This window comes from Sphingomonas sp. ID0503 (assembly GCF_048565625.1).
Classification (GTDB): domain Bacteria; phylum Pseudomonadota; class Alphaproteobacteria; order Sphingomonadales; family Sphingomonadaceae; genus JBLZUR01.
This window is the reverse complement of sequence record NZ_JBLZUR010000002.1, coordinates 3,151,183-3,173,069: the sequence shown is the minus strand read 5'-3', so window position 1 is coordinate 3,173,069 and position 21,887 is coordinate 3,151,183. Positions and strand designations below refer to the sequence as shown.

Annotated in this window: 21 protein-coding genes; 16 read left to right on the top strand and 5 right to left on the bottom strand. The window is 66.5% G+C overall.

Going from position 1 to position 21,887, the window contains the following annotated elements; genetic code table 11:
* The first annotated feature begins 88 nt into the window (after positions 1-88).
* From lptF to ACM608_RS16545, 3 genes are read left to right on the top strand one after another with little or no spacing between them, the layout of a single operon-like run.
* On the top strand, positions 89-1,294 hold the full coding sequence (lptF, locus tag ACM608_RS16555) for an LPS export ABC transporter permease LptF (RefSeq protein ID WP_419684685.1): 1,206 nt from the start codon (positions 89-91) through the stop codon (positions 1,292-1,294).
* Positions 1,294-2,391: an LPS export ABC transporter permease LptG gene (gene lptG, locus ACM608_RS16550; protein WP_419685263.1), complete on the top strand. Its 1,098-nt coding sequence runs from the start codon at positions 1,294-1,296 to the stop codon at positions 2,389-2,391. Before lptF ends, lptG begins: the two co-directional genes overlap by 1 nt.
* Positions 2,388-3,914, top strand: a complete 1,527-nt coding sequence (locus ACM608_RS16545; protein WP_419684684.1) for a lipopolysaccharide biosynthesis protein — start codon at positions 2,388-2,390, stop codon at positions 3,912-3,914. The genes lptG and ACM608_RS16545 overlap by 4 nt, the downstream gene beginning before the upstream one ends.
* On the opposite strand, the gene ACM608_RS16540 is transcribed toward ACM608_RS16545, so the two are convergent.
* Positions 3,911-5,116, bottom strand: a complete 1,206-nt coding sequence (locus tag ACM608_RS16540; protein WP_419684682.1) for a glycosyltransferase — start codon at positions 5,114-5,116, stop codon at positions 3,911-3,913. The two genes, ACM608_RS16545 and ACM608_RS16540, sit on opposite strands and share 4 nt — an antisense overlap.
* Positions 5,117-5,283: 167 nt before the next feature.
* Here ACM608_RS16540 and ACM608_RS16535 point away from each other — a divergent pair, with 167 nt between their 5' ends.
* The gene (locus ACM608_RS16535; RefSeq protein WP_419684680.1) at positions 5,284-6,051 is read left to right on the top strand and encodes a sterol desaturase family protein; all 768 of its coding nucleotides are present in this window, start codon (positions 5,284-5,286) and stop codon (positions 6,049-6,051) included.
* Complete coding sequence (locus tag ACM608_RS16530; RefSeq protein WP_419684678.1) at positions 6,048-7,211, top strand: N-acetyltransferase; 1,164 nt, start codon at positions 6,048-6,050, stop codon at positions 7,209-7,211. The genes ACM608_RS16535 and ACM608_RS16530 overlap by 4 nt, the downstream gene beginning before the upstream one ends.
* An 11-nt stretch (positions 7,212-7,222) precedes the next feature.
* Here the strand turns inward: ACM608_RS16530 and ACM608_RS16525 are convergent, their stop codons facing one another.
* Entirely contained in the window at positions 7,223-9,037 is a 1,815-nt protein-coding gene (locus ACM608_RS16525) for a tetratricopeptide repeat protein (RefSeq protein ID WP_419684677.1), read from the bottom strand.
* Positions 9,038-9,134: 97 nt separating this feature from the next.
* Between ACM608_RS16525 and ACM608_RS16520 the strand changes: the two genes are divergently transcribed.
* The gene (locus tag ACM608_RS16520; protein WP_419684675.1) at positions 9,135-9,893 is read left to right on the top strand and encodes an NUDIX hydrolase; all 759 of its coding nucleotides are present in this window, start codon (positions 9,135-9,137) and stop codon (positions 9,891-9,893) included.
* On the opposite strand, the gene tsaD is transcribed toward ACM608_RS16520, so the two are convergent.
* A complete protein-coding gene (gene tsaD / locus ACM608_RS16515) occupies positions 9,890-10,924 on the bottom strand; it encodes a tRNA (adenosine(37)-N6)-threonylcarbamoyltransferase complex transferase subunit TsaD (RefSeq protein WP_419684673.1) in 1,035 nt (344 codons plus the stop codon). The two genes, ACM608_RS16520 and tsaD, sit on opposite strands and share 4 nt — an antisense overlap.
* Before the next feature lie 56 nt (positions 10,925-10,980).
* Between tsaD and hemC the strand changes: the two genes are divergently transcribed.
* The 3 genes from hemC to ACM608_RS16500 are packed head-to-tail and all read left to right on the top strand — an operon-like array spanning position 10,981 to position 13,348.
* The gene (hemC, locus tag ACM608_RS16510) at positions 10,981-11,868 is read left to right on the top strand and encodes a hydroxymethylbilane synthase (protein ID WP_419684672.1); all 888 of its coding nucleotides are present in this window, start codon (positions 10,981-10,983) and stop codon (positions 11,866-11,868) included.
* Complete coding sequence (locus ACM608_RS16505) at positions 11,865-12,560, top strand: uroporphyrinogen-III synthase (RefSeq protein ID WP_419684670.1); 696 nt, start codon at positions 11,865-11,867, stop codon at positions 12,558-12,560. Before hemC ends, ACM608_RS16505 begins: the two co-directional genes overlap by 4 nt.
* Entirely contained in the window at positions 12,557-13,348 is a 792-nt protein-coding gene (locus tag ACM608_RS16500; RefSeq protein ID WP_419684668.1) for a hypothetical protein, read from the top strand. The genes ACM608_RS16505 and ACM608_RS16500 overlap by 4 nt, the downstream gene beginning before the upstream one ends.
* 2 nt (positions 13,349-13,350) lie before the next feature.
* On the opposite strand, the gene ACM608_RS16495 is transcribed toward ACM608_RS16500, so the two are convergent.
* Complete coding sequence (locus tag ACM608_RS16495; RefSeq protein WP_419684666.1) at positions 13,351-13,668, bottom strand: 2Fe-2S iron-sulfur cluster-binding protein; 318 nt, start codon at positions 13,666-13,668, stop codon at positions 13,351-13,353.
* A gap of 198 nt (positions 13,669-13,866) precedes the next feature.
* On the opposite strand from ACM608_RS16495, the gene ACM608_RS16490 reads away from it, so the two are divergent.
* From ACM608_RS16490 to prfB, 6 genes are all read left to right on the top strand, one after another.
* The gene (locus ACM608_RS16490; RefSeq protein WP_419684664.1) at positions 13,867-14,574 is read left to right on the top strand and encodes a DUF1134 domain-containing protein; all 708 of its coding nucleotides are present in this window, start codon (positions 13,867-13,869) and stop codon (positions 14,572-14,574) included.
* A gap of 93 nt (positions 14,575-14,667) precedes the next feature.
* Entirely contained in the window at positions 14,668-15,096 is a 429-nt protein-coding gene (locus ACM608_RS16485; protein ID WP_419684662.1) for a glycine zipper 2TM domain-containing protein, read from the top strand.
* Positions 15,097-15,230: 134 nt separating this feature from the next.
* A complete protein-coding gene (gene nhaA / locus ACM608_RS16480; RefSeq protein WP_419685261.1) occupies positions 15,231-16,334 on the top strand; it encodes a Na+/H+ antiporter NhaA in 1,104 nt (367 codons plus the stop codon).
* A 194-nt stretch (positions 16,335-16,528) separates the two neighbouring features.
* Entirely contained in the window at positions 16,529-16,870 is a 342-nt protein-coding gene (rpoZ, locus tag ACM608_RS16475) for a DNA-directed RNA polymerase subunit omega (RefSeq protein ID WP_419684661.1), read from the top strand.
* Positions 16,871-17,031: 161 nt separating this feature from the next.
* Complete coding sequence (locus ACM608_RS16470) at positions 17,032-19,125, top strand: RelA/SpoT family protein (protein WP_419684659.1); 2,094 nt, start codon at positions 17,032-17,034, stop codon at positions 19,123-19,125.
* An 84-nt stretch (positions 19,126-19,209) separates the two neighbouring features.
* A complete protein-coding gene (prfB, locus tag ACM608_RS16465) occupies positions 19,210-20,337 on the top strand; it encodes a peptide chain release factor 2 (protein WP_419684658.1) in 1,128 nt (375 codons plus the stop codon).
* Here the strand turns inward: prfB and ACM608_RS16460 are convergent.
* A complete protein-coding gene (locus ACM608_RS16460; RefSeq protein WP_419684657.1) occupies positions 20,334-20,738 on the bottom strand; it encodes a JAB domain-containing protein in 405 nt (134 codons plus the stop codon). The genes prfB and ACM608_RS16460 overlap by 4 nt on opposite strands.
* 137 nt (positions 20,739-20,875) lie before the next feature.
* On the opposite strand from ACM608_RS16460, the gene thyA reads away from it, so the two are divergent.
* A complete protein-coding gene (gene thyA, locus ACM608_RS16455) occupies positions 20,876-21,832 on the top strand; it encodes a thymidylate synthase (RefSeq protein WP_419684656.1) in 957 nt (318 codons plus the stop codon).
* Positions 21,833-21,887 lie beyond the last annotated feature (55 nt).

Genomic DNA, 21,887 nt, shown 5'->3' with positions numbered 1-21,887 from the left:
TATCCGGGCGGTTCTGGCAAGCATCCCCCAATGCTCCCGTAGTTGGGGATTGCTTGCGGCTAAAATGTGGTGATCGGGCGTCCAAAACTTGAGCAGGCTCAGTCTCGTCGATCGCTATCTCGCGCGCGCCATTGCCGTCCCGCTGCTGGCCACGCTGGTACTTGCGGCCATGTTGCTGCTCCTGGACAAGATGCTGCGCCTGTTCGACTTCGTGGTCGAACAGGGTGGGCCTGTCAGCGTGGTCTGGCGGATGCTGGCTAACCTGATCCCCGAATACCTTTCGCTCGGCATTCCCATCGGCCTGATGCTGGGTATCCTGCTCGCCTTCCGCCGCCTGGCGCTGTCATCGGAGTTGGACGTCCTGCGCGGCGTGGGCATGGGCTATGGCCGGCTGCTGCGCGTGCCATACATGTTCGCTATCGCGCTCGCGGCCGTGAACCTAGCGCTGGTCGGCTTCGTACAGCCTTATGCCCGCTATGCCTATGAAGGGCTCCGGTTCGAACTGCGATCGGGCGCTTTGGGCGCGTCGATCAAGGTCGGCGAGTTCAGCAAGCTGGGACGCGGCATGACCCTGCGGGTCGAGCAGAGCGCGAACAGCGGGCGCGACTTGTCCGGCATCTTCGTGATGGCGCGTGGCGATATTGGGAAGTCCTTGGCCGTGACGGCCGAGCATGGCACCTTCCTCGCCACCGACGATCCCGATACAATCATCTTTCGGCTGACGAACGGCACGTTAGTCCACAACGCGCCGGGTTTCTCCGCTCCGCGAGTGCTCAGTTTCAAGGGCCACGACTTGCCCATCGACCTGCCGAAGATGGAGGCGTTCCGAGATCGCGGCGAGGGAGATGTCGAGCTGACCCTTCCCGAACTCGTGCGCATCAACCGCGATGCCGCCACTACCCCGCAACAGCGAAGCCAGGTGCGCGCCAATTTCCATTTCCGCATGGTGGAGGTCGCGACGATGTTCCTGCTGCCTCTGCTGGCGGTGGCATTGGCCGTGCCGCCGAAGCGGTCGACATCAGCGCTGGGCGTATTCCTCTCGATCGTGATGATCGTCACCTATCACAAGGTGAACCAGTATGCGGAGGCGCTTGGTGCCCTTGGCAAGGTCGATCCCGTGATCGCGTCCTGGACACCGTTCCTGATCTTCTGCGGACTGACCTGGTGGATGTTCCGGACGCTGGCCTATGTGCCGGGCGGACAACCGATCGGCGCGCTTGAGCGCGTCGCCGCCAAGGTGGGCGCGCGGATCTTCGGCTGGCTCCGGCTGTGGCGGCGGAGGGGTGTGGCATGATGTACATGCTGCGCTTCTTCCCGTCGCGAACCCTGGCCCTCTACATGGCGCGGATGTTCCTGCTCCGCAGCTTCGCGATCCTCGCGGCGCTGGTGCTGGTCCTGCAGACGCTCGACCTGCTGGGTGAATCGGGGAACATCCTTGCCCATCCGGGCAATGGCGACGCGGCGCTCTGGCATTATGTCACGCTCCGCCTGCCGCAGATCGTCGCGCGATTCCTGCCCTTCTCGGTGCTGCTCGGCACGCTGGTCACCTTCGTCACGCTCAACCAGAACAGCGAGGTGATCTCGATGAAGGCGGCCGGTGCCTCCGCCCATCAGATCCTGGCTCCTCTGGTCGTTGCCAGCATCGGCATCGCGGCCACCTCGTTCGTCTTCAACGAGCGCGTGGTCGTCCGATCAACGGAGACGCTGAACGCCTGGCAGGACGCCGACTACGGGGCAATCCCGCCGGATCGTGGTATCGTCCGCAATGTCTGGGTTCGCGATGGCGACGACCTGATCGAGGCACAGGCGGCCGGCGGCAGGGGCAGCGGCACAAGGCTGCGCGGCGTCCGCATCTTCGAGCGCGACGGCGGGCGCCTCGTGTCGATCCTCCGGGCCGACCGCGGCCAGCCGGAGGGCGACGCCTGGCGGCTGAGCACCGCTCGCCGGTTCGACGTGACGACGGGCAAGCTTTCCGACGCCGGCTCGCCGCTGGTGGCGAAGGAGGTCAAGCCAGAGCAGTTCACCCTCGCCAGCGTGTCGCCTGACGAGAAGTCGCTGGGCGCGCTCCGCCTCGCCATCGCCGACCTGTCCGCTGCCGGCCGCCCGGTCGGTGCATTGGAAGCGGGTTGGTGGCACAAGATCGCGGGACCGCTCTCGTCCATCCTGATGCCGCTTCTCGGGTCGGTTGCCGCGTTCGGCCTCGCGCGATCCGGTCTCCTGTTCGTCCGCGCGGTGATCGGGATGGTCCTCGGCTTCGCCTATTTCGTCGCTGACAATTTCGCATTGGCCATGGGCAATCTCGGCGCCTACCCGCCTTTCCTCGCCGCCTGGGCGCCCTTCATCCTTTTCTTCCTGATCGGCGAGGCGGTGCTGATCCGCTCGGAGGAATGAGCCGGCGCCGCGTTGATGGCGTGGCCACTCATCGCGATATCGCCCGGGGTGCGGGCGCCGCGTTCCTGGCTCGCCTGGGCTCCGTTATCGAGGTCGTGGCGCAGCCCGCTTATGTGGCGATGTTCGGGCTTGCGACATACGGCCTCTACACCGTCCTTTGGGCGGCGGTGAACCTGATCGAGAACATCGCGGATCTGGGCATGACCTCCGCGCTGCAGCGCGTGGTGCCGCAGGCGGCGAGCGAGGAAGAGGCGGTTGCCGCGTTGCGGGCGTCGCTGATCCTGGCGCTCGTGCCGTGTACGCTGATCGCGCTGGCCTGCAGCCTCGGCGCACCCCTTATCTCTGGGGCGATGAATGTCGCGGCGGCGGATCGGCCGCAGCTGGAAACGGCGGTGGCGATCTTCGCCTGGGCACTGCCGCTCTGGGCGATCGTGGAAGTTTGCACCTCCGCGCTCCGCGCGCGGCAGGCCTTCGGTCCGGAGATACGGCTTCGCATTGTTTGGGAACAGCTGATCCGCCTCGCCATCGCGGCGACCCTCTGGCTGGCGGGCGTTTCGACGCTGGGCTTGATCGTCGCGCATCTGATCTCGTTGTCGATCACGGCGGGACTGAGCATCCGGCTGCTGCGGCGATATTACGATCTCGGCCTTTTGTTCCGGATGCCCGGACGCCCCGGCGTCATGGGCGACACGCTGCTCGCCGGATTGTCAGTGCTGCCGACGAACATCGTCAGTCGGGTCTTCGGGGACGCGCCGCCGGTCGTTCTGAACCTGATCATCCCGGGGGCCGGCGGAGCGGCGGCGGCGGGCCTTTATGGCATCGCCCGCAAGCTTTCGAGCCTGGTGCAGATGGTCCGTGTGGCGCTTGGCTACGTCATCGGCCCGTTGGTATCGGCGACCGTGCGGCACGACCGTGGTGAAGTACAGACGCTCTATGCCTATGCGACCCGGATGGCGACGGTTCTCGCCTTGCCGATCGCCACGCTGCTCATCGCAGGACGGGAGCCGGTGTTGGGGCTGTTCGGGCCAGAGGCGCAGGCTGGTGCGCCCTTGATCGTGCCGTTGATCATCGCGCGGCTGTTCGACGCGATGACGGGGCCGGGCAGTTCGATTCAACAGGTCGCATCCGCCCGCCACATCCCGCTGTTCACCAGCCTGGCCGCCCTGCTCGTAGCGGCGATCTTGGCACCTCCTCTGACGCGCACATATGGCGCAACTGGCATGGCGGTTGCCGTCTCGTCGGGCTTGGTGGTGTCATCACTGGCAATTGTGGTCGCCCTGTGGTGGGAGGGCGGCATCCATCCCTTTCCACAACCCTTCTGGCAGGTTGTCTGGCGCAGCTTCGTGATCTGCCTGGGTGGAGGCGCTTTAGCCCTTCTGGTGCCGGCGCGGCCGCCGCTTCCGTGCGTGGGCGTGCTGATCGCGATCCTCTTGGCGACGCTCTGGATGTCACTGCGCTTTGCCCTTCCCGCCGCAGACCGGGAAAGCCTGGGCAAGATGGGGCGTAAACTGCGGCTGATCTAGCCGAAACGCGGGCGGTACTGAGGTGCCGAAAGAGGCTGCCCGACGCTCGAGACCGCACCGTGGCGGCGGTAGCGATCGAGCAGGCTGACATATTCGTCCATGCACGAGGTCAGGTCGAAGCGCCGCGCCGCCGCCCGCTGAATGGCGGGATCGCGCCGCTCCGCAAGTTCGGCACGGATCGCCGCCGCCAAGGCGCGAGGGTCATCGACAGGCGTAAGCCGGCCATGCGCGCCGCCGCCCAGGATTTCGCGAGAACCGCCTGGACAATCGGTGGCGACGATGGGCAGCCCGCAGGCCATCGCTTCCAGCAGGGCATTGCTCGCGCCCTCCCATCTCGACGGCAGGACGAACAGATCGCCCTTTCCGATCAGGGCAAAGGGATCCGCCAAGTATCCCAGGAAGTCGATGCGGTCGGCGACGCCAAGGCCTTCTGCAAGCCGCTCCAGTGTCTTGCGGGTGTCCGGACCACCATCGCCGGCGATAAGGAGGCGAAGATCGCTCACATCGCGGAGTTCAGCCAGGGCGCGGAGCAAGACGTCGTACCCTTTCTGCGGATCAAGGCGCCCGGCAGAGACAAGCACACGCAGAGCGGGATCATCTATCCAGCGGTGCGATCGTGCGGGCATGCGGCTGGCCCAGGCCGGGCTAAGATCGACGCCGTTCGGGATGCAGTGGATCGGCGGAGCGTGTGGCCCGAGCTTGCCGGCAACCTCCCGCTCGATGTCGGAGGATACCGCCACGATAAAGTCCATGCCCCGATATTTGGGCCGGTAGAGCATGTTGGCGATGGCGTTCCTGATCGGTCCACGACCCGGCCGAACCCCGGAGTTGCTCGCCCTGCCGCCGAACACCGTAGACGAACGCCGTCGCGAGAGCAGGAGACCGCCACGCGCGACAAGATGAAAATGCTTGCCTGCGGAGAGGAGAAGCGCCGGCTTGCGTTCCCGAAGCGTCCGCCCGAGCGCCAACATCTCACGCCCAGCACCCCTCAGCCGCCGTCCGCGGCCGAGATCAATCAGCGGCACGCCGGCGGGCACGCGTCCTGCGAGTACGCCATCAGGCCGCGCCGCCCAGATCTCAACCGGAATGCCCGCCTCATGAAGAGCGGTCGCGATCTCAATCGACTTTGCGACCGTGCCGGTGCCATGCATCGAGCGGTTCACGATTGCCACCGTGCCGGGATGCGGCGAAGATGCGCTCATCGGGCCAACCGACTGATAATCATCTGCATTCGTGACGGTGTAGCGCTGGATTGCGATGGAATCTTGGCCGCGCAGTCCTAAATCCGCCATATTGAGCCTTCACTTCCACGGCCCATGCCGGCAAGGTCGCTGCGATGCGACCCGGCTTCTGAACGAGGCATTTACTGGTGAGCACCGTATCCAGTTCCCGCACCGGCTTCTGGAGCCGCACGCATCATCTCGACCGCATGAACCTGCGCGAGCTGTGGATCGCGTATTTCCAGTATCCCGCCATTCTCGCCTATATCGGTTGTGCGGCGCTGGCGTTCGGCGGCTGGTTGTACCGGCCGTCCTCCCCGCTCCAGACCATGGCGGCGATCCTTGCCGCGGTGCTGATCTACCCGCTCGTCTGGTATGTGCTCCATCGCTGGGTCCTGCATTCCAAGTGGATGTGGCGGTCCTCGCTGCTTGCCGGCACCTGGAAGCGGATACACTACGACCATCATCAAGACCCCAATAATCTGGAGGTGCTGTTCGGCGGCCTGCACACCACGCTGCCGACGATCCTGGCGGCGACGGCGCCGGTCGGCTGGCTGATCGGCGGGTGGGGGGGCGCGTGCATGGCGATCGCGGCGGGCCTGGTCACCACCTGCGTCTACGAGTTTTTTCATTGCATCCAGCATCTTGGCTATAAGCCGAAGAACAAGTGGGTGGCGCATATCAAGCAGCGCCATCTGGCCCATCACTTCCACAACGAGGATGGGAACTACGGAATCACCAACTATCTGTGGGATCGCGTCTTCGGCACCTACTACGAGCGGATCGGCGAGCGGAAGAAGAGCCCGACGGTCCACAATCTCGGCTACACCGCCGAAGTCGCGAAGCGCTATCCACATGTCGCACGGCTGACCGGCCGCGTTGGTCCCGATCGTCCCACCACCCGATCCGCCCGGTGAGCCTCACGATCAAGCCGGTCGGCACGAAGGCTGAGCGCAAGGCCTTTGTCGATCTGGCCTTTCGCCTGAACGCGGGCGATCCCAACTGGATACCGCCGCTTCGTAGCGAGGCGCTGGAGTTGATCACACCTGGCAAGAACCCGTTCTACGAACATGCCGAGCAACAGCTCTTCATGGCGTATCGCAGCGGAGAGGCGGTCGGCCGTATCTCCGCTCACATTGACAAGCTGCTGCTGTCCATGCCGGCGGAACAAGGTGGCGGGCCGGGTGTCGGGAACTGGGGCCTGCTGGAAGCAGCCGATTGCGAGACCGCTGAGGCGCTGATCGCGACGGCCGAGGATTGGCTCCGCGCCAAGGGCATGACCAGCGCGATGGCGCCGATCAGCTGCTCGATCTGGGAAGAGCCTGGCCTGCTGGTGCAGGGGCATGATCACCCGCCGACGGTGATGATGGGCCATGCCAATCCCGCCTATCAGGGCTGGATCGAATCGCTCGACTATGGCGGCATCCGCGATCTGCTGACCTACGACCTCGACATCACCAAGCCCTTCCCGCCTTTGATCCAGCGCATCATCCAGTCGGGCGAGAAGAACCCACGCATCCGCATACGCAAGGTCGACAAGTCGAGGTTCGACGAGGAAGCGGCACTGATCCTGTCGATCCTGAACGACGCCTGGTCCGACAACTGGGGTTTCGTGCCGATCACCGCATCCGAGATCGCCTATGCCGGCAAGAAGCTGCGCCCGATCGTCTTCGAGGATCTCATCCGCGTTGCCGAGGTCGAGGGCGAGCCGGTCGCCTTCATGATGACCTGGCCGGACCTGAACGAACTCACTCGAGACTTGGGCGGGCGGCTATTCCCCTTCGGTTTCGCCAAGCTGCTCTGGCGACTGAACGGCGGGTTCTCCGGTCGGCCGCAGGTCCGCACCATGCGCGTGCCGCTGATGGGGGTGAAGAAGAAGCTGCAGGCGTCGCGCCTTGCCAGCCAACTCGCCTTCATGATGATCGAATACATTCGTCAGGACTCGGTCGCCAAATATGGTGCGACGCGGAGCGAGATCGGCTGGATCCTCGACAGCAATCAAGGCATGCGGTCGATTGCAGAGACGATCGATAGCCAGGTCAATAAGGTTTACCGGGTCTATTCCAAGACGCTCTGAATCAGGGCTGGTCAGTTCTTTCCGGCCGTCCACCACTTCGTAAGTGCGTCCTGAACCGCGACGATAAGGTTCGTCTTCGGCGGCTTCTCGCCCGCGCTCTCGACGCGGCCTGGCCGGCGCTTCGGTGGTCCGGACTGCGCCTCGCGGATCGCCTTGCGCAGCACCTTCTCGCGGCCCTTCATGCCGCGCACCTCCTTCTCGGACGTGTCGACGCTCTGCAGCGTCCGCATTGCCTGGCCGAAGTCGCGCCGCATCTCGTAGATGCGTGACACGACGCCCAGCACCTCGGCATCTCCGGGGGCCAAGGCCGTCGCCCGCAGGATCAGCGTGTCGGCCGCATCGGGATTGCTCCGGCCCTCCTCCATATAGGCCAAACGGGCCACATAGATGGCATTCTCCGGGTCCAGCCTCGACGCTTCCGACAGGGAATCATAGGCCTGGTTGTAGTTGCCGAGCGCGATCAGGGCGTCGGCATATCCCAGATGAGCGATCGCGCTGTCCGGCGCATCCTCAACGGCCTTGGCGAACGCCTCACGCGCGACCTCATGATGGCGCGCGCGGAACGCCTGTTCGCCCAGGCGAAGCGCGAGCAACGCACTGGAGGGATTGAGTTGGAAGGCGCGACGGGCGGCGGCGTAGGACCGCTCGTAACTCTCCAGATCGTGGAGCACGCCGGACAGTTGCGCGTGAAGATACGGTCCGGGGAAAGCGGCGCAAGCCTCGTTCAAGAGGCGCGCCTCCTCCTTCTTGTCCGCATCGTCCAGCAGGCCCTTGAGACCGGTGGCGCGCTTGCCCGATTCCTCGAAGGCCCGTTCGGCACTCTCGCGGATCATCGTCTCCGCCTCAGCAAAGCGGCCACGCGCGACAAGCGGCCTGACGAGCCTGCGGGCATAGAGGCTGCTTTCGGGATCGTCAGCATGGGCGGCCTCAAGCGCGGCGAGTTGCGCATCGCCGCCCTCGTCCAACAGGCCAGCCAGGAAGAAGTGCGTCGCCGCACGCCACTTGGGCCGGAGGGCGGCCAGACCCTCCGTCGCGACAATCCGCGCCTGTTCGTCCGGTGAGAGACCATCAGCGATCGCGCTGACCGGCCGGTCAGCCATGGCACGCGCCGCGCGGACCGAAGGACTGCCCCCGATCAGTTCGCCGCAGCGGAGCAGCGCGGAGACATCGGCGAGGGCGCGTGGATCGTCGCCGTCGACTGCGGCCAGATCGCGGGCGATGATGGCGCCGTACTGACCTGCCAGTGGCCGGATCAATTCGTCCTCGTCCCCGACGAGAACGGTCGTTCGACCCGCCGCCTTCAGCCTCTCCAGCCGGTGCCGCAGGATGGAGGTGGGAACGAAGGTCTCCGGATCGACCGAAGCGCTCACCTCGACCGCGACGGCGTCGGACGCGATCGCGTCCCGAACCTGTTCCATCACCATCCGGGTTTCCGTGCGGAGAGGCAGACCATACAAGACCTCGCGAAGACCCGGTCCCAGCTTCGGCGGCTTGCGCATGGTGAGCGTCAGCTGTTGATCGGACCGCTGGACGGCAATGCCGCGCAGCTTCTCGTCCTCGACAACCAACTTGACTGTCCGCTCGTGCAGGGGACCCCGCGGCATCGCCGAGAACTCGAGAGGATCGTAGTCGATCACCAGATGCGCCGCGACGAAGGCCGGCTCGAACAACGCCTCGGCGGTGGGCACCCCCGGCGCTGCCGGCCAGATAAAGCCGAAGTTCCAGCCAAGCCCCTTCGCGACGCGTCGGGCGTTGGTCAGGGCCGCCAAGCGCGGGAGCAGCCCGTCGCGCCTGACCGCAATCAGCATCTTACTCGGATCACTCAACTTTCATCTCCGGAACCGCGCCGCCCCTAGGCCGATCGTCGCGCCTCCGCAAGGCAGACGCCTTCCACCGCCCCATCCGGACTGTTAGCGACCGTTCATGGCAGAGCAGGTTGAGCCGATCCCCGCCGGGACACTGATCGTAACACGCAGCCAGGCCGGTGCCGCGCCCGAGATCCTGCTGCTCGAACGGTCGACAGCACTCGTCTTCGCAGCAGGGGCGCTGGTCTTTCCCGGTGGGCGGGTGGACGTGGGTGATCGGGTGATCGGGGCGGAGATCGCCCCGGCGCTGGAGCCCGACGACTCGGCGGCCCGCGTCGCGGCGATCCGTGAGGCGATTGAAGAGGCCGGTGTGCCGGTCGGGATGGATCCTCTGCCGGACGCAGCGACAATTTCGGCTATGCGCGCCGAGCTGGCGGATGGCGTTCCCTTCGCAAGGCTTCTGAACACATACGGGCTGAGCCTCGATCTGGACCGCTTGGCGCCTTACGCCCGCTGGATGCCCCGCTGGGGTCATCGCCGCTTTGATACCCGGTTCTACGTCGCGGAGATCGAGGGGGACGGCGGTGCGACAGCGGACGGCGGAGAGATCACACGGGCCATGTGGATGACGGCGGAGGCCGCGCTGGACGGTGCGGCCGCGAAGCAGCACCGGCTGGTATTCCCGACCCTGTGCAATCTTCAACGGCTGGCGCAGCACGTCGCGCCTGCAATCCTGCCGGACCTCGGCAGCACGGACAGTCTCGCCATCATGTCCCCCTGGATCGAGGAGCGGGGCGGGGAGAAATGGATCTGCATTCCGGAAGGGAGCGGATACCCGCAGACCGCTCACCTCCTATCCGACATCTGGAACGGCTAGGCCTTCACGCCCGCACCACGAGCCGGAGCGGCATCGGGATCGAGCGGCCAGCGTGCGCGGGCCGGAACGTCCAGATCATCGAATAGACCTGCTGCCAGGCGTTCCGCGCCGGCCCAGGCGATCATGGCGGCGTTATCCGTACACAACCAGAGTGGCGGCGCGTTGAACGGCAGGCCGTAGCTCTCCGCCAGAGCGGAAAGCGCGTTTCGTATCGCACCGTTCGCCGCCACGCCGCCGGCGACCACCAGAGCCGTCACATCGCTATGGGCAGTCAGGGCGATGCGGGTTCGATCGACCAGACAGTCGATCACCGCCTGCTGGAAAGAGGCGGCGAGATCAGCCGTGGCGTGAGTGCCCGCGTCGCGTGCGCGCAGGACCGCGCTCTTCAGCCCCGCGAAGGAGAAGTGGGGCTCTGCCGATCCAACCAGCGGACGGGGGAAGCGGATCGCCGACGGATCACCCTCCCTGGCCGCCCTTTCGACTGCCGGCCCTCCCGGAAAGCCGAGGCCGAGAAGCTTTGCGGTCTTGTCGAACGCCTCGCCCGCCGCATCGTCGATGGTGGTCGCGAGACGACGATATCGTCCCCCGCCCTGCACGAGCAGCAACTGGCAATGGCCCCCGGAAACCAACAGGAGGAGATAGGGGAACTTCAGGTTCGGATCGGCGAGGCGTGGCGACAGGGCATGCCCCTCCAAATGATTGACCGCGATGAGCGGCTTGCCCGTCGCAAATGCCAACGCCTTGCCGGTCACCAGGCCCACCATCACTCCGCCGATGAGGCCGGGGCCGGCGGTGGCCGCGATCGCGTCGACGTCGAACAAGGCCATGCCGGCTTCTGCCAATGCCCCTTCGACGAGCGGCGTCAGCACCTCGATATGCGCACGCGCCGCGATTTCCGGCACCACGCCGCCGAAAGGCCGGTGTTCGGCCTCCTGTCCTGCCAGCTTGTGGGCGAGGATCTGCCTGTCGCTTGTCACAAGGGCGGCAGCGGTTTCGTCGCAGCTCGATTCAAGGCCGAGGATCACGGGCATCGGCGCGCATGTGTGCGTGTTGTCCGCCCCGCACAAGGCTCCTATTGCCGCGTGCAATGTCGCACGAACCCCTTCGCCTCGGCACCCGCGGGTCGCCTCTCGCACTGGCCCAAGCCCAGATAGTCGCTTCGGGGCTGTGCGCCGCGCATGACTGGGGCCCGACTGCGGTCGAGATCGTCCCGATCCGGACCAGCGGCGATCGCATCCAGGATCGGGCGCTTGCCGAGGTCGGTGGCAAGGCGCTGTGGACCAAGGAACTCGATCGCGCGCTGATCGCAGGCGAGATCGATCTTGCGGTCCATTCGATGAAAGACGTGGAGACGATTCGCCCGCCAGAGATCGCGATCGCGGCGATCCTGCCGCGCGCCGATGTCCGCGACCGGTTGATCGGAGCGGCCAGCGTGGGCGATATCCCGGAAGGTGCCCGGGTGGGGACATCTTCGCCGCGCCGATCTGCGCAGTTGCTGCGTGCTCGGCCGGATCTGGAGATCGTGCTGTTCCGCGGGAATGTCGATACGCGGCTCGCCAAGCTTTCCGCTGGGGAGGCGGCGGCAACGTTGCTGGCGGCGGCGGGCCTCGATCGCTTGGGACGCTATCTGGTCGGTAACGCCATCGAGGTCGAGGAGATGTTACCGGCTCCCGCCCAAGGTGCGGTGGGGATCGAAACGCTGGACGAGCGAGAGGATGTGCGCCGGCTGCTTTCCCCGCTGAACGATGCGGCGAGCGCCGAGGCTGTGGCGGCGGAACGCGCCTTCCTCGCCGCTCTGGGTGCGGACTGCCGGTCGCCCGTTGCCGCGCTCTGGCGTGACGGGTCGTTCCGGGGCGAAATCCTGACGCCGGACGGGCGGGAGTGCGTGAGCGGCTCCGACGCCGATCCGCAGGCGCTGGCGCGCGATCTGCTGGACCGCGCAAGCCCAGGCCTCCGGGCGCTCTTCACCGGATGAACCCTGGAGTCCTTGTCCTGCGCCCAGAGCCGGGGGCGGCCACAACGGCGGAACGGGCGATGAAGATGGGGTTCGCCGCTGTGACGGCACCGCTGTTCAAGATCGTACCTGTTTCCTGGGACGCGCCTGAGGGGATCGAGGCGCTCGTCCTGACGAGTGCGAATGCGGTGCGGCATGGCGGTGAGAAGCTTTCCGCCTTTCACCACATTCCGGTGATCGCCGTCGCTGCGGCCACCGCTGCGGCGGCCGAGGAGGCGGGGTTTACCGATGTTATCATCGGCGGCGGGACCGTTGAGAGCCTCGCCAGCCTAGTGGGCGGCCGAAGCCCTGCCGCCATCCTCCATCCGCATGGCGCAGAGCACCGGCCTCTGCCCATCGACGGGATCATCAGCCGGACGGTCTATGCGGCGGAGCCGGTTGCGCAGCTTCCCGAAGCTGCCCGTGCTGCCCTCGACGCCGGCTGTATCGCATTGATCCACTCGGCCGTTGCCGGAGCCACTTTCGCCATGCTGGTGGACCTTGCGTCATTGGACCGCGCCACGGTTAGATTGGCGGCGATCAGTGCCGCTGCGCTCTCCGCAGCCGGGGGCGGCTGGGCGGGCAGCGCGGTCGCGGCCAGCCCGACCGATGACGCGGTGCTGGCAGCGGCGCGCCGCTTGTGCGATCAAGCGTGGCAGGACGGAGCCGGATGAACGAGATGGACGAAAGCGCGGTAGCGACGATCGACCGGCGAGGCGGTGGTGTCCTGCGCCTGCTGGCGGCGGTGCTTATCGCGTTCGTCATCGGGCTGATCGCTGCCGGCTGGGCGCTTGCCCGCTCGCCCGATCTGAGGAACCGCCTGCTGGGTGCCCCGGTGGTCGTCACCCGCACGGTGCCGGTTCCGGTGCAGCCGGTCTCATCGGTGCGGGCCGTGGCGGCGAGGCTGGGCAGCCTTGAGCAGAAGGTCGCCGAGGTCGACGAGAAGAGCGCCGAGGTCGCCGGAAATGCCGACCGAGCCGAGGGGCTGTTGCTGACCTTTGCGGCACGCCGTGCCCTGGATCGCGGCCTAGAGCTCGGTTACCTGGAAGGGCTGCTGCGCGAGCATTACGGGGCAAGCGACCCGCAGGCCGTGGCGACGATCATCGCGGCGTCGCGGCGACCGATCACCCTCGATCAGCTCCGGCGCGGCCTTGGCGATCTGCCGACGGGCGAGCTGGTCGCGGACAAGTCCGAAGGCTGGTGGCCATCGTTCAAGCGCGAGCTGGCCGGCATCGTGATCGTCAAGCGCGTCGACACGCCGGTCGTCACACCCGACGAGCGGCTGAGCCGGGCACGCACCCTGATCGACGACGGCCAGGTCGATCGCGCGCTGGCCGAAGTCTCCCGCCTGCCCGGCCGCGACAAGGCGGCCGGCTGGATCAGCGAGGCGAGGCGCTACGTGACCTCCCGCAACGCGCTCGACCGGATCGAGATGGCGACCCTGCTCGCGCCGCGCGGCTGACCTCAGTCCTCCGGCGCGATCGTCACGCGCAGGCCGTCCACCGCCGCGCTGAAGGGCAGCTGGCACGACAGGCGCGAGGTCTCGTTGCGATGCTCGGAGCTGTCGAGAAGGTCGTTCTCGTCCTCGCTCATCGCCGGCAGCTGATCGGCGAAAGCCGGATCGACATAGACGTGGCAGGTCGCGCAGGAGCAGCAGCCGCCGCAGAGAGCGAGCAGCTCGTCGACGCCGTTGTCGCGGATGACCTCCATCACCGACACGCCATCGGCGCCCTCGAATTCCTGCTCCGCGCCTTCGCGCGTGGTGACGATCAGCTTAGCCATTGGTATCGATCCCCGAATTGCCGCCGCACAGGCTGGCGATGATGCATACCCCGCCGCCATAATGGCGTGGCGGGGCCACTTGCAAGAGACGCGAACCACGCGTTTCGCCAAGTTTTCGCGGCTGGTGGCCGCATGGTCACGCCGGTTCACCGCGCGGACAGCTTGGCGGTCCATAACTGCGCCGGTAGGGGAGATCGCATGCAGTTCACCATTCGGACCATCCCGGCGCTGGTCGCCCTGACGATCTCGATCACCGCGCCCCCCGCCACGGCCCAGATCAGAACGATCGATCCCAATGACGCGGCCGCGTCTCAGGGCGGCGGCCAGCCCGAGACCGGCGGGACGTTGCCGCAGGAGGAGGCGCCCCCGCCCGCACCTGCACCTGCCCCCGCGACACAACCGGCCGCCGCTCCGGCCAAGACAGCGACCTACCAGAAGAACGACGTGCTTTCTGCGGCGGAGGGCGTGTTCGGCAAGGGCGCGGAAGGTCTTGCCAAAATGATCGAGAGCGTCCTGAAGGACCAGGGCGAGCCGAGCGCCTATATCGCCGGGCGCGAGGCGGGCGGCGCGATCGCCATCGGCGTCCGCTACGGATCTGGCACGCTGTTCCACAAGATCGAGGGCGACATGCCGGTTTACTGGACCGGACCCTCGCTGGGCTTCGACCTCGGCGCGAACGGGGCCAAGACCTTCGTCCTGCTCTACAACCTCAACGACACCGCCGACCTGTTCCGCAGCTTCCCCTCGGCGGAGGGAAATGTCTATGTGATCGGCGGGTTCACGGCGAGCTATCTGCGGCGCGGTGATGTCGTGGCGATCCCCATCCGGCTGGGCGTCGGATGGCGGCTGGGCGCGAATGTCGGCTACATGCGCTTCACGCGGGAATCGCGCATCCTGCCGTTCTGATCGCTGTGCGCGGCATGAACGGCGGGTCGTTTCCCGTTCATGCAACCGCCCTCCCGATCTGCGGTTCTGTCCTCGGCTTTCGTGGAGGACATCATGAAGAAGACGATCATCGCGGCGCTGATCGCGGCAGCCACGCTGCCGCTCGCGACGCCCGCCGCCGCCGATCCGCCGCGCCATTCCAACAGTCGTCATAACCGTGACTGGCGCCACGGCAGGGACTATGATCACGATCGCTGGGACAAGCGTGACGACCGCTATTATGCCGAGCGCTACTACCGGCGCGGCAATTATCGGGAGCGTGCGCTGGGCCGCGAGGATCGCATCTATCGCGGCGGCGACGGGCGCTATTACTGCCGCCGCGATGACGGCACGACCGGCCTGATCGTCGGTGCGCTCGCGGGCGGCGTCCTCGGCAACGCGCTCGACAATGGCAGCTCGTCGTTGCTGGGCACGCTGCTCGGCGCCGGCGGTGGCGCCCTGCTCGGACGCGAGATCGATCGCGGCGACGTGAAGTGCCGCTGACCGGTTTCGCTTGATCCGTGGTCCCCGCCGTCTAGGCGGGGACGATGCGTGACAATCGGCGATACCGGAGAAGCTGGCAAAGGCTGGGTGCGGCAATCCTTCCAGTCCGCCTGGGTGAGTTGCACGACAAGGGGATGCTGCCCGGACTGGTGCTGATCGCATCAGCCGCCGTCGCCATGATGCTGGCCAACAGTTCGGCCGCGCCATTCTACACCGCCCTCATCCACATGAGGGCGGGACCGGTCGACCTGCATCACGCCATCAACGACGGGCTGATGGCGCTGTTCTTTCTGGGCGTGGGGTTGGAGATCAAGCGCGAGCTGCTGCGCGGGCGGCTTGCCGATCCGCGGGGCCGGCGCCTGCCGGTGATCGCGGCCATTGCGGGCATGGCCATGCCCGCCGCCGTCTACCTCGCCATCGCGGCGGCACGACCGGAGCTGCACCATGGCTGGGCGGTGCCGGCGGCGACCGACATCGCCTTCGCGGTCGGCGTCCTGGCATTGCTCGGGCCGCGTGCGCCCGCCGCGCTTGCGCTGTTCCTGACGACGGTGGCGATCGTCGACGACATCGGGGCGGTGGCGATCATCGCCCTGTTCTACAGCAGCGGGCTGAACCTGCTCGCCTTGGGCATGGCGGCTGTCGTCCTCCTCTTGATGGTCTGGCTGAACCGCCGTGGGGTGCGGAGCCTGCCCCCGTTCCTGATCCTGGCGGTGGCGCTTTGGGGTGCGGTGCTGGCGTCGGGCATCCACGCCACGGTCGCGGGTGTGCTGGCCGCCGCCACGATCCCGCTCGGCCGGGACGATCATTCGCCGCTCCACCGGCTGGAACATGGCCTTCACCCCTGGATCTCGTATGCGATCCTGCCGCTGTTCGGATTGGTCAACGCGGGCGTGGCGATCGGCGGCGGAACAGGCGATCTCACCTTGCCGCTGGCGGTTGGTCTCGGCCTTTTTGTCGGCAAGCAGGCCGGCATCTTCGGCGCGGTCTGGGCAGCGGACCGGCTGGGGATCGCGTATCGTCCGTCCGGGACGAGCTGGGTCCAGGTCTACGGCGTGGCGCTCCTCTGCGGCATCGGCTTCACCATGAGCCTGTTCATCGGCGGCCTCGCCTTCGTCGATCCTCATCTGATCGACGAAGTGAAGCTGGGCGTGCTCGGCGGATCGGTCGCATCGGCGCTGGCGGGCTTTGCGGTGCTGTGGCTGGCGGGCGGCAAAGGTAACGAAGGTACGCATACGTAACGCGGCGGCATCGACCAACCGAACGTCTGGCGGCGACGAACGGAGAGCGAGAGAGCGGGCCGAATCAACATGCGGATTCTATGGTTCGAAAGGCGTGCTGTAGGACAGCGGTTCCGCGATCCGCTTTGACTCTTGGCGCTGCGCCTGTTAGCGGCGCGCACTTCACCTTCATCTCCATTGTCCCGGAGCGTTTCATGGCGCGCGTCACTGTCGAAGATTGCGTCGACAAGATCCCCAATCGTTTCGATCTCGTCCTTCTCGCCGCGCAGCGCGCGCGCCAGATTTCGGGCGGTGCGGAGCTGCTGCTCGATCGCGACCGCGACAAGAACCCGGTCGTGGCGCTGCGCGAGATCGCGGAAGAACTGGTCACGCCGGACGACCTGAAGGAGACTCTGGTCAACGGCCTGCAGCGCGTCCAGGTCGATGACGAGGATACGCCCGACGAGATCGGATCGCTGGCCGCGTCCGCGGAGGCCCTGCGGCTCACCGCGGCGGCGCCGCCGCGCAACCAGAACCTCGGCCCCGATTACGAATAAGCCGGGCCTCTCCTCGGCCGAGAGGAGAGCCTGCGGAGAACCAGAGCGCCGGGCGGGGGATTGCCTCGCCCGGCGCTTTTTTGTTGCAGATGCGCAATTTGGTGGCCCTGCACGGCAATGCAGGTTGCTTTTCCGCGCCAAGCCATGAAATCCTAAGAGCGATGTTAAGGCAGTACGAGCTCGTCGAGCGGGTCAAGCGCTATGACCCCGATGCCGATGAGGCGCTGCTCAACCGCGCATATGTCTTTTCGATGCAGGCCCATGGCACGCAGAAGCGGGCGTCGGGCGACCCTTATTTCAGCCATCCGATCGAGGTCGCCGGCATCCTGACGGACCTGCGCCTGGACGACGAGACGATCGCCACCGCCATCCTCCACGACACCATCGAAGATACGGTCGCCACGCCGGAGGAGATCCAGTCCAAGTTCGGGCCGGCTGTCGCTCGGCTGGTGGACGGGGTCACCAAGCTCAGCAAGATCGAGGCGCAGTCGGAGAACGAGCGGGCGGCCGAGAACCTCCGCAAGTTCCTGCTCGCCATGTCGGACGACATCCGCGTGCTTCTGGTCAAGCTGGCGGACCGGCTGCACAACATGCGGACGCTCCACCATATTCCCAATCCGGAGAAGCGCCGCCGCATCGCGCGGGAGACGATGGAGATCTACGCGCCGCTCGCAGAGCGGGTCGGCATGTACGAGTTCATGCGCGAGATGCAGACTCTGGCCTTCCGCGAGCTGGAGCCGGACGCGTATGATTCGATCTCGGCGCGACTCCAGCAGCTGAAGGACGGCGGCGGGGGCGACCGCATCGCGCGCATTCGCTCCGGCATCACCCACCTCCTCCAGAAGAACGGCATCAAGGCCGAGGTCTCCGGGCGCGAGAAGCATCCCTATTCGATCTGGCGCAAGATGAGCGAGCGGCACATCAGCTTCGAGCAGCTGTCGGACGTCATGGCGTTCCGCGCGGTCGTGGCGGACGAGCCGGAATGCTACCGCGCCCTCGGGCTCCTCCACCAGCGCTGGCCGATGGTGCCGGGGCGGTTCAAGGACTTCATCTCGACGCCGAAGCGCAACGGCTACCGCTCGCTCCACACCTCCGTCATCCATTCGGAGAAGGTGCGGATCGAGGTGCAGATCCGCAGCCAGGAAATGCACCTGCAGGCGGAATACGGCCTCGCCGCGCATTGGGCGTACAAGCAGGGCGCGTCGAACCATGACGGGCAATCCGCCTGGATCCGCGATCTGGTCGAGATCCTCGACAATGCGGAGAGCCCGGAGGAGCTGCTCGAACATACGCGCATGGCGATGTACCATGACCGCATCTTCGCGTTCACGCCGAAGGGGGAGCTGATCCAGCTGCCCAAAGGGGCGACGGTCATCGACTTCGCCTATGCGGTCCACAGCGATCTTGGCGATCAGGCGGTCGGGGCCAAGGTCAATTCGCGGGTCGTGCCGCTGCGCACCGTTCTCAACAATGGCGATCAGGTGCAGGTCCTCCGCTCCCAGGCGCAGCACCCCGATCCGGCTTGGCTGAGCTTCGCCGGCACCGGCAAGGCGCGCGCGGCCGTGCGGCGGTTCATGCGGCAGAAGGAGCGCGACGAGACGATCGCCATCGGCCGCAAGATCTACGACGAGATCGTCGCCCGCCTCCCCGCGCCCTTGGGTGCGGCGGCGATGGGCGAGGCGCTGAAGCGGCTGAAGCTGCATGACGAGGCGGCGCTGATGGAGGCGATCGCCCGGCGGACGGTCGACGATGCGACCGTGCTGGATGCGCTGATGCCGGGGGCGGGGCGCGCCAATGGCCATGCCGCGAACGGGCGGGCGCGGGACGCGATTTCGATCCAGGGCCTGACGCCGGGGGTGGCCTTCCACCTCGCCGAATGTTGCCGCCCGGTGCGCGGTGATCGCATCGTCGGGCTCCGCCGCGCGGGGGAGAGCATCGAGGTTCATGCCATCGACTGCTCGACGCTGGCCGATGTGGATGCCGATACCGACTGGCTGGACCTGTCCTGGACGGCGGGCGGGGAGAGCAGCGTCGCGCATCTCCGCGTCATCCTGAAGAACGAGCCGGGGGCTTTGGGCGTGATGGCCGGCATCTTCGGGCAGCATGGCGCGAACATCCTGAACCTGAAGCTGACCACGCGGGACGCCTTCCACACCTATGAGGTCGATCTGGAGGTGGACGACAACCAGCACCTCTCCCGCATCCTCGCGGCGCTGCGCGCGGCGGACGCGGTGTCCTCGGCGGAGCGGGCCTGACAGGCTGAGGCTTGCCAGCAGCGCCACCGCGCACCTATCTGCCCAGCCTCCCGCTTAATAGCCTTCCCGTTCAGGAGCCGTCCCATGCGCGCCGAAGCGCAAGCCTATGCCGATCAGATCAACCAGGCGCTGGCCCTGCTCCGCCGCTTCCTGGACTGGGACCGTGCGCTGCGCCGGCTCGACGAGCTGAACGCGCGCGTCGAGGATCAGGCGCTCTGGAATGACCCCAAGGCGGCGCAGGATGTGATGCGCGAGCGGCGGCGGCTGGACGAGGCGATCGGCGCGACGCGTGCGATCGAGACCGAGCTGAACGATACGGCCGAGCTGATCGAGATGGCCGAGGCGGAGGGTGACGAGGCGCTGGCGCAGGAGGGCGTGGCGGCGCTCGCGGCGCTGGCCGAGCGGGCGGAGCAGGACAAGGTCAAGGCGCTGCTGGCCGGCGAGGCGGACGCCAACGACACCTATGTCGAGATCAACTCCGGCGCGGGCGGCACCGAATCGAACGACTGGGCCGGCATGCTGCAGCGGATGTACCAGCGCTGGGCGGAGCGGCACGGGCTGAAGGTCGAGCTGATCGACCATCACGCCGGCGAGCAGGCGGGGATCAAGTCCGCCACGATGCTGCTGAAGGGCGAGAACGCCTATGGCTATGCCAAGACCGAGAGCGGAGTGCATCGCCTGGTCCGCATCAGCCCGTACGACTCGGCGGCGCGGCGACATACCAGCTTCGCCAGCGTCTGGGTCTATCCGGTGGTGGACGACAATATCGACGTTGAGATCGTCGAGAGCGACCTGCGCATCGACACCTATCGCGCGTCAGGCGCCGGCGGTCAGCACATCAACACCACCGATTCGGCGGTGCGTATCACCCATCTGCCGACCGGGATCGTGGTGCAGTGCCAAAATCAGCGATCGCAGCACAAGAACAAGGCCGAGGCCTATAACCAACTTCGCGCGCGCCTTTACGAGCGGGAGCTGGCCGAGCGCGAGGCGGCGGCGAATGCGCAGAACGCGACCAAGACCGACATCGGCTGGGGCCACCAGATCCGGTCCTATGTGCTGCAGCCTTATCAGCTGGTGAAGGACCTGCGCACCGGCGCGACCTCCACCAGCCCCTCGGACGTGCTGGATGGCGATCTCGACAAGTTCATGGCCGCCGCCCTGTCGCAGCGGGTGACCGGCGAGACCGTCGAGGTCGAGGACGTCGACTAGAGCAGGCCCTTGGCCCGGAAGCTGTAGCGGTTTCCGCCGGCGAAGATGACGTGATCGAGCAGCGTGATCTCGACCGCCGAGAGGACATCGCGGAGGTGCCGGGTGCCGGCGTGATCGGCGCGGCTGGGGGTCGGATCGCCCGAGGGGTGGTTGTGGGCGAGGATGATCGCGCGCGAGCGGAGGCGGAACGCCTCCTCGACGATCGCCCGCACGGGCATGTCGGCCCCGAACCGGCTGCCGCTGGACCATCGCACCACGCCGAGCAGACGGTAGGACGAGTCGAGATGCGCGACTCGGACTTCTTCCAAGGTGGCGCGCGACAGTTCGGCCTCGAACAGCGCAGCTAGATCGTCCTCCGTTCGGAGGTAGTCTGCATCGGGTACGGTATGGAGGGCAGTCACCGTGCCATTTCCGTCACAAGAAGCCTGCTCAACAAATTAAAGATTGTTTCGGAATGGTTAACACGTTGAGAGAACGCTTCATTTCGGAGCATTCTTCTAGCCTTTCGCGCAGTGACGGGCTCGTTTACTAAGTGCCCATGGCCTCTCTCCTCCGCCCGCTCGACCGTCCTGTGGCGCATTATGAGGAGCAATATCTCGACCTGATGCGCCGCGTCTGGGTGGAGGGTGACGAGCGGCGGGATCGCACCGGGGTCGGTACGCGATCGCTGTTCGGGGAGACGATGCGCTTCGACCTGTCGGACGATCGCGTGCCCCTGCTGACCACCAAGCGGGTCTATTGGAAACCGGCGGCGCGCGAGATGATCTGGTTCCTGTCGGGCGATACCTCGATCCGCCCGCTGGTGGAGCAGGGCGTGCATATCTGGACGGACTGGCCGCTGGATCGGTATCGGCGCGCGACGGGCGAGGCGATCGACCGTGATGCCTTCGAGGCGCGGATCATCGCGGAGCCGGGCTTTGCCGAGGAGTGGGGCGACCTAGGCCCCGTCTATGGCGCGCAATGGGTGCGCTGGCCGAAGTATGTGCCGGCGGGCGAGGGCCTGTTCGCCCGCGATCCGCAGGGCATCAACCAGATCGCCGATCTGATCACCGCCATCCGGACCAACTCGACCTCCCGCCGGCTGCTGTTCACCGGCTGGAACGTGGCGGAGCTGGAAGGCATGGCACTGCCGCCCTGCCATATGACCTACCAGTTCTATGTGTCGGGCGGGCGGCTGTCGTGCAGCCTCTACCAGCGATCCTGCGATCTCGCGCTCGGCGTGCCGTTCAACCTGTTCGAGGCGGCGATGCTGACGCGGATGATTGCGCTGCAATGCGATCTGGAAGCGGGAGAGCTGGTCTGGTTCGGAGCCGACGTCCACCTCTACCTCAATCACGAGGCGCTGGTGGAGACGCAGCTGGCGCGGGTGCCCGGCGGGGAGCCGAGGCTGCGGATCGTTCGGAGGCCCGAGACGGTGTTCGATCACAGGATCGAGGACTTCGTGGTGGAGGACTATGCGCCCCAGCCGCATATTCCCGCGCCAGTGGCCGTGTGAACTTTAGAGGCTGTTAACCACGGCGCTCTAAAGGCGGCTCATCGAAACCCTCTTC